We start from the raw sequence: 6,374 nt of genomic DNA, 5'->3' as shown, positions 1-6,374 counted from the left end.
ACGTCCACCCTGCGGGGGTCCGCGATGGGGCCCACCTTCACGTCCACCCTGCGGGGGTCCGCGATGGGGCCCACCTTCACGTCCACCCTGCGGGCGTCCGCGATGGGGCCCACCTTCACGTCCACCCTCCGGGCGCCGCGGATTCCACTCTGGGCGCGCGAAATTTGCCCGCTCCACGGGGTCAGATCGCGAGGGTGTTCTGCAAGAAATACTCGACGCCATCGGGCAGGAACCCGGGCACGCCGGAAATCTTCAGCATCGCCCAGATCACCAGCAGCACAAAGGCCATGGTCGCGAGTGCGGCGAGCGCCTGCAGCCAGAGCGCCTGCGCGCGGACCCACCCGTTCCACGCGCGCAACTTGTCCTTGGCATAGTCGAGCAGCCGCTGCGCCCACTCGAACTCGCTGGCCCAGATCGCGAGCCCCGCGAAGACGATCACCCAGCCCGGCCCAGGCAGCGGCACCAGCAGCAACCCGCCAACCACGATGACCAGCCCGAGCACCCCGATGAACAGCCGATAGAGCCGCGCCGTCGCCGGATTCGAACGCAGCCGTCGCCGCCACGCCCAGTCGTCGTCCTCGGCATCGAGCAGGATGCCCCGGTCGTGGCGGGCGATCTCGTTCCGGTCCACCGGCTCACCGGCCACCGCTGACCCCCGAGTTCCGCGGCCCCTGGGCACCCGGTCACCAGCGTCGCGTCCGTCCGCCTCGCCCACCCCCGTCTCGTGCACGTCCTCCCCGTCCATTGCCTGCTCCCCCGCAGCGATCACGGATCGACCTCGGCAGCCGCCCGTTCCGCGAAGATCGCCGCGATCCGCGCGGTTACCGGTCCGGGCGCGGGCAGGATCCGTTCATCGATCCGTTCCACCCCGTGCACATCGCGCAGGCTGGAGGTGATGAATACCTCGTCGCACGTGCGCAACACCCCCAGCGACAAGGACTCCTCCGCAACCGGTATGCCGGCGTCGCGGCACCACTGAATCGTCAACTCGCGGGTGATCCCGGCCAGTGCGCCCGAGGACAGCGGCGGGGTACACACCTGCTCTCCAACCACCACGAAGATGTTGCTCCCCGTGCATTCGCACAGGTCACCGCGGGTGTTGGCAAAGACCGCCTCAATCGCGCCGCGCTCGTGAGCGAAGGCGAGCGCGACGACATTCTCGGCATACGACGTCGTCTTCAGGCCGGCGACGGCGGAGCGCTCGTTGCGCGTCCACGGCGTCACGGCAAGGTGTGCCGCGCGGCTGGGGCGCGCCTGCGAGGCGGCGGTGACGACATACGTCAGCTCAGTGTCCATATGCCGATCCGAGCCGAGCGGCCCCCGCCCGCCGGTCACCGTGAACCGCAGCCGGCCGAAGTCGATCGGTTCGCCGGCGCTCAGGACGGCGTCGATCCCCTTCTGCACGTAGGGCAGATCCAGCGGTCCCAACCCCAGTCCCGAGGCGCTGCGCTCGAGCCGACGGAAGTGCCGCGTCAACGCAAACGGGACGCCCGCCTCGATCTTGCACGTCTCAAAGACGCCGTCGCCAACGGTTACCCCGTGGTCGATCGCCGAGATGGCAGGAGCGGTCGTGTCAACAAGGTCGCCATTGACCCACGCGCGAATCACGCTGTCCATGGTGCCACTCCCCCCGACGCCAGACCGATCAATCGGCGAGCTTTCAACTGCGTCTCCTGCCACTCCGCTTGGGGATCCGAGCCCCACGTGATCCCCGCGCCGGCGCCGAAATTCAGCACTCTGCGCCCGGATGCCTGCGTGGCCCAGAACGTCCGGATGCCCACTGCGAGTTCCGCCTCCCCCCGATCGGCGTCGATCCAGCCGATCGCGCCGCAGTAGGGTCCGCGGGGCACCGGTTCGAGCGCCGTGATCGTGGTCAGGGCGGAGGATTTGGGCGCGCCCGAGACAGATCCGGGCGGGAAACTCGCGTCGAGCACGTCCCGCCAACTCACGCCCCGGCACAAGCGCCCGGCGACATTGGTGACGAGGTGCACCAGCCCCGGGTGCGCCTCGACGCCGCAGAGGTCCTCGACGACGACCGAGCCGGGCTCACAAACGTGTTGGAGATCGTTGCGCACCAGGTCGGCAATCATGACGTTCTCGGCGTAGTCCTTGGGCAGCATCTCGGCCGCCGTCACCGCAGTCCCTTTGATCGGGCTGGAGACGACCCGCTCCCCACCTCGCCACAAATAGCGCTCCGGCGAAGCGCAGACGATGTCGACGCCAAGTTCCGGCGCGTGGATGAGCGCCTCATACGGGGCCGGGTTGCCGCGGCGCAAGAGGCGCGCCAGGGCCGGCAGGTAGGCATCGTCGGGCAGGTCGTGGCTCAGGATGCGGCAGAGGTTGACCTGATAGACCTCGCCCGCGGCGATGAGTTCGCGGATGCGGGTCACCCCGCCGACATACGCCTGATGATCGAGGCTGGTGCGCCACTGCTGATCGAGCGGCGTCCACGGGCGATCTCCCGGCGGACGGGTCATCGTGCGCCGCCCGCGGTGCGTGAAGCGGATAGCCGTCATCGTCGACTCGAAGTCGATGACGACCGCCCAGAACCCCCCGTCGATGCGGTCGATATCGGTGACGACATCGGCCGGGTCGTATGCCGTCATCGCCCCGAACCGTGCCCACGCCACGCTGGGATCGTAGGCCGCGTCCCGTTCTGGCGGCTCGGACGACGCGCCCGGATGCCCTCGGGATTCCCGGCCCGCGCTCCGGCGCTTCCTACACTGCCCGTCATGCGCCGTCCCGTATGCCGTGCGCTCGCCGCCGCGGCTGTCCTCGCCCTCGCCGGGTGCGGCGGGAGCGGAGGGAGCGGCGTCGCGAGCACATCGTCACCCTCGCCCAGCCGGAGCGCCGAGCCGTCAACGGGCCCCGGCGCGGCAAACACTTCCCCTGACCACGGGACCGGCACGGCCTTGTCCTCGGATCCGGGCACGTCGTCGGTGGCGCCGGCCACCCCGGGCGACGCCGCAGGGGCGGTCACGCTGGCCTTCGGCGGCGACATCCACTTCGAGGAGTACTTGCGTCCGTTGGCTGGCGACCCCGAGGGTCTGGCCGCGCTGAAGCCGCTGTGGGGCGCCGCTGACCTGCGGATGGCGAATCTGGAGACGGCGATCACCGAGCGAGGCGCGCCGATCGGCAAGGAGTTCCACTTCCGCACTCCGGCTTCCGCGTTGACCACGCTCGCCAACGCCGGCCTGACCGTCCTGACCGAGGCCAACAACCACGGCGTCGACTTCGGACCCGACGGCCTCAGCGACACCCTCGCCGCCCGGGCGAGCAGCCCGATACCGATCGTCGGCATCGGCACGGACGAATCCGACGCCTATGCACCGGCCTTGGTCACGGTCGGCGGCCTGAAAATTGCGGTCTTCGGCGCCGACCAAGTCTACGAGATGACCCTGGCCAACTACTCGGCCGGAGCGACGAAAGCGGGGGTCGCGAGTGCGCTGCCCGACACCCGGATCGTGAAGGCGGTCACGGCGATTCGCGACGAAGTCGACCTGGTCGTCGTCTATTTGCACTGGGGTCTCGATTATCAGCAATGCCCGGACGGCGAGTCGATCGCGACGGCCAAGGACCTGGAAGCAGCCGGAGCGGACGTCATCGTCGGCGCCCACAGCCACCGGGTCAACGGTGCCGGGTGGCTAGGGACCGCCTACGTCGCCTACGGCCTCGGCAATTTCGTGTGGTGGCGGTCGGCGGAACCCGACAGCCGAACCGGCATCCTCACCCTGACCGTGGACGCCGCCGCCGCCCGCGCTGCTCGTCCGGGCTCCCGCACGACGCCCGTGGTCACGAACGCGACCTGGCTGCCGCTTCTGATCGGACGGGACGGCATACCGGCGCGGGTGTCACCGGCGGACTCCCACCGCCTGCACACAGTGTGGGATCAAGCCCGCGCCTGCACCGGCCTGGCCGCCTCCCCGTGACCTCGGCCCGTCCGGCCGACCGGCCGGCGACTACTGTGAGGAAATGCTTGCCGCCGCCGCCGTCAGCCAATCCACCTCCGACCCGCTCAGCGGGCTCCTCGTGGGCGAGCAGCCCGAACCCGAGGCCCGCGGCGATTGGGTGATCGTCGACGTTGTCGCGGCGTCCCTCAACCACCACGACGTGTGGTCACTCAAAGGGGTCGGCCTGCCCGCGGACCGGCTGCCGATGATTCTCGGCTGCGACGCGGCGGGGACCGACCCCGACGGCAATGAGGTGCTCGTCCACGCCGTGATCCCGAGCCCGGGCTGGCTGGGCGACGAGACCCTCGACCCGCGCCGGACTCTGCTCTCCGAGCTGCACCCCGGCACTCTTGCTCAGCGGGTCGCTGTCCCGGCCGCCAATCTGGTGCCCAAACCGGCTGGGCTGAGCTGGGAGCAGGCGGCGTGCCTGCCGACGGCGTGGCTGACGGCCTACCGGATGTTGTTCACCAACGCCGCGGTGCATCCGGGTGACACGGTCCTCGTCCAGGGCGCCGCCGGCGGCGTTGCCACGGCGCTCATCCAGCTCGGCTCGGCCGCGGGGCTACGGGTCTGGGCGACCTCCCGCGATGGCGCCAAGCGCGACCTGGCGTTGACGCTGGGGGCGGACGCGGCATACGAAACGGGGGCTCGACTGCCCGAGCGCGTCGACGCCGTCCTCGAAACCGTCGGCGCCGCGACGTGGTCGCACTCGGTCAACGCGCTCCGTCCCGGCGGCACCATCGTGATCTCCGGTGCGACCTCGGGCGACGCGCCGGCCAAGGCCGAGCTGACCAAGATCTTCTTCAAGCAGCTGCGCGTGATCGGGTCGACCATGGGCACCCGTGACGAACTCGGCCGCCTGGCTCGTTTCGTCGTCGCCAAGGGCATCGAGCCGCGCATCGACTCGGTGCTCGCGCTGGCGGATGCCCGCGAGGGTTTTGCCAAGCTCGCCGACGGCGCTGTAAGCGGCAAGATCGTTATTCATGCCTGATGCGCGCTTCCCAGCCGCGAGCCGGTCCGCGCACTAGGTTGTCGGGGTGCGGCACCCGCGTGCCGCCGCCCGGACTCGCGCCCGGGCGTCACGAAGACAGTGGAGGAATGATGTCCGACCAGGCCCACGTCAACCGGCGCCAGATGCTCGCGCTCGGCGGTAGTTTCGCGGCCGTCTCGGCCCTCGCGGCCTGTGGCGGCAACACCGGCCGCACCACGACAACCTCGGCCACCTCGGCGGCCGGCACTGCCAGCAGCGGAGGCGCGACATCGGGCGGCGGCGCGAAACCCGTTCTGCAGCAGTGGTATCACCAATACGGCGAGGAAGGCACACAAGCCGCCGTCGAGGGTTACGCCAAGGCCTACACCGCCGCCGACGTCAAGGTGACCTGGAAGCCGGGCGACTACGACCAGACGACGGCGGCGTCCTTGCTGACCTCGTCTGGGCCGGACGTCTTCGAATACGGCAACGGCCCGACCATCGACATGATCAAGGGCGGTCAGGTCGCCGACCTGACCGGCCTGCTCGGTGATGCCGAGTCCGATTTCAACCCCGCGATGGTCAAGCGGATGACCTATGACGGCAAGCTCTGGGCGATCCCGCAGGTCATCGACATGCAGATCCTCGTCTACCGCAAGTCCCTCCTGGAGAAGGCCGGCGTCACCCCGCCGACGACGATCGATGAGCTGATCGCCGCTGCCGAGAAGCTCACCGTCGACAAGACCAAGGGCCTCTTCCTCGGCAACGACGGTGGTGTCGGGCTGATGGGCGGGCCCATGCTCTTCTCCTCCGGTCTGGACTATCTCCAGGACGACGGCTCCTTCGGCTTCGACGACGAGAAGGCGGTCGCCGCGCTGGGCAAGCTGCGCGAGATGTTCACGAGCAAATACCTCCTGCTCGCCGCGCCGAAGGACTGGTATGACGCGTCCGCCCTGACCTCGGGCCTGACCGCCATGCAGTTCACCGGCCTGTGGACCTTCCCCAGCATCACCAAGGAACTCGGCGACGACTATGGCGCCATCCCGTGGCCGGCGATGCCGGGCGGCAAGCCGTCCGTGGTCGTGGGTGCCTACGGCTCCTGCGTCAACGCCAAGTCCCAGAATGTCGACGCCGCAAAGGAATTTGCCAAGTGGCTGTGGGTCGACCAGACCGACAAGCAACTCGACTTCGCCACGGCATACGGGTTCCACATCCCGGCGCGCGCGAGCCTCGCCGCCCAGGCGAAGACGCTGCAGAGCGGACCCGCCAAGGACGCCGCCGCGGCCGCGCAGGAGTTCGGCCACGCCCAGAACCAGATCCTGTGGACCCCGAAGTGCGCCACCGCCTTCAGCGACATGATGACCAAGGTCGTCAAGGACGGCGCCGACGCCAAGGCTGAGATCGCCAAGGTCAAGGCGGTCGCCGAGGCCGAGGTCAAGCGCGTCCTGGGCTGA

At 69.5% G+C, this 6,374-nt stretch carries 6 protein-coding genes; 3 read left to right on the top strand and 3 right to left on the bottom strand.

Going from position 1 to position 6,374, the window contains the following annotated elements; all coding sequences use genetic code 11:
• Positions 1-181: 181 nt before the first annotated feature.
• Genes PKH97_RS00165 through PKH97_RS00155 form a run of 3 tightly spaced genes read right to left on the bottom strand, consistent with a single transcriptional unit; the run spans position 182 to position 2,630 of the window.
• The gene (locus tag PKH97_RS00165; protein ID WP_324385370.1) at positions 182-769 is read right to left on the bottom strand and encodes a TIGR02611 family protein; all 588 of its coding nucleotides are present in this window, start codon (positions 767-769) and stop codon (positions 182-184) included.
• On the bottom strand, positions 766-1,617 hold the full coding sequence (locus PKH97_RS00160; protein WP_324385369.1) for an aminotransferase class IV: 852 nt from the start codon (positions 1,615-1,617) through the stop codon (positions 766-768). Before PKH97_RS00160 ends, PKH97_RS00165 begins: the two co-directional genes overlap by 4 nt.
• Complete coding sequence (locus tag PKH97_RS00155; RefSeq protein ID WP_324385368.1) at positions 1,605-2,630, bottom strand: chorismate-binding protein; 1,026 nt, start codon at positions 2,628-2,630, stop codon at positions 1,605-1,607. The genes PKH97_RS00160 and PKH97_RS00155 overlap by 13 nt, the downstream gene beginning before the upstream one ends.
• 102 nt (positions 2,631-2,732) lie before the next feature.
• On the opposite strand from PKH97_RS00155, the gene PKH97_RS00150 reads away from it, so the two are divergent.
• The 3 genes from PKH97_RS00150 (at position 2,733) to PKH97_RS00140 (ending at position 6,374) form a co-directional block, all read left to right on the top strand.
• Positions 2,733-3,929 carry a CapA family protein gene (locus PKH97_RS00150; protein ID WP_324385367.1) on the top strand — a complete coding sequence of 399 codons (1,197 nt, stop codon included), beginning with the start codon at positions 2,733-2,735 and terminating at the stop codon, positions 3,927-3,929.
• Positions 3,930-3,972: 43 nt separating this feature from the next.
• On the top strand, positions 3,973-4,941 hold the full coding sequence (locus PKH97_RS00145) for a zinc-binding dehydrogenase (RefSeq protein ID WP_324385366.1): 969 nt from the start codon (positions 3,973-3,975) through the stop codon (positions 4,939-4,941).
• A 107-nt stretch (positions 4,942-5,048) separates the two neighbouring features.
• Positions 5,049-6,374 carry a sugar ABC transporter substrate-binding protein gene (locus PKH97_RS00140; protein ID WP_324385365.1) on the top strand — a complete coding sequence of 442 codons (1,326 nt, stop codon included), beginning with the start codon at positions 5,049-5,051 and terminating at the stop codon, positions 6,372-6,374.

Source organism: Nostocoides sp., from assembly GCF_035343835.1.
GTDB classification, from domain to species: domain Bacteria; phylum Actinomycetota; class Actinomycetes; order Actinomycetales; family Dermatophilaceae; genus Nostocoides_A; species Nostocoides_A vanveenii.
Note: the sequence above shows the minus strand (reverse complement) of the source record. Positions and strands in the feature narration are given on the sequence as shown.

Coding starts and splice junctions, on each gene's coding strand:
- PKH97_RS00140 (WP_324385365.1), top strand. CDS start 5,049: ATGATGTCCGACCAGGCCCACGTCAACCGGCGCCAGATGCTCGCGCTC.
- PKH97_RS00160 (WP_324385369.1), bottom strand. CDS start 1,617: ATGGACAGCGTGATTCGCGCGTGGGTCAATGGCGACCTTGTTGACACG.
- PKH97_RS00150 (WP_324385367.1), top strand. CDS start 2,733: ATGCGCCGTCCCGTATGCCGTGCGCTCGCCGCCGCGGCTGTCCTCGCC.
- PKH97_RS00145 (WP_324385366.1), top strand. CDS start 3,973: ATGCTTGCCGCCGCCGCCGTCAGCCAATCCACCTCCGACCCGCTCAGC.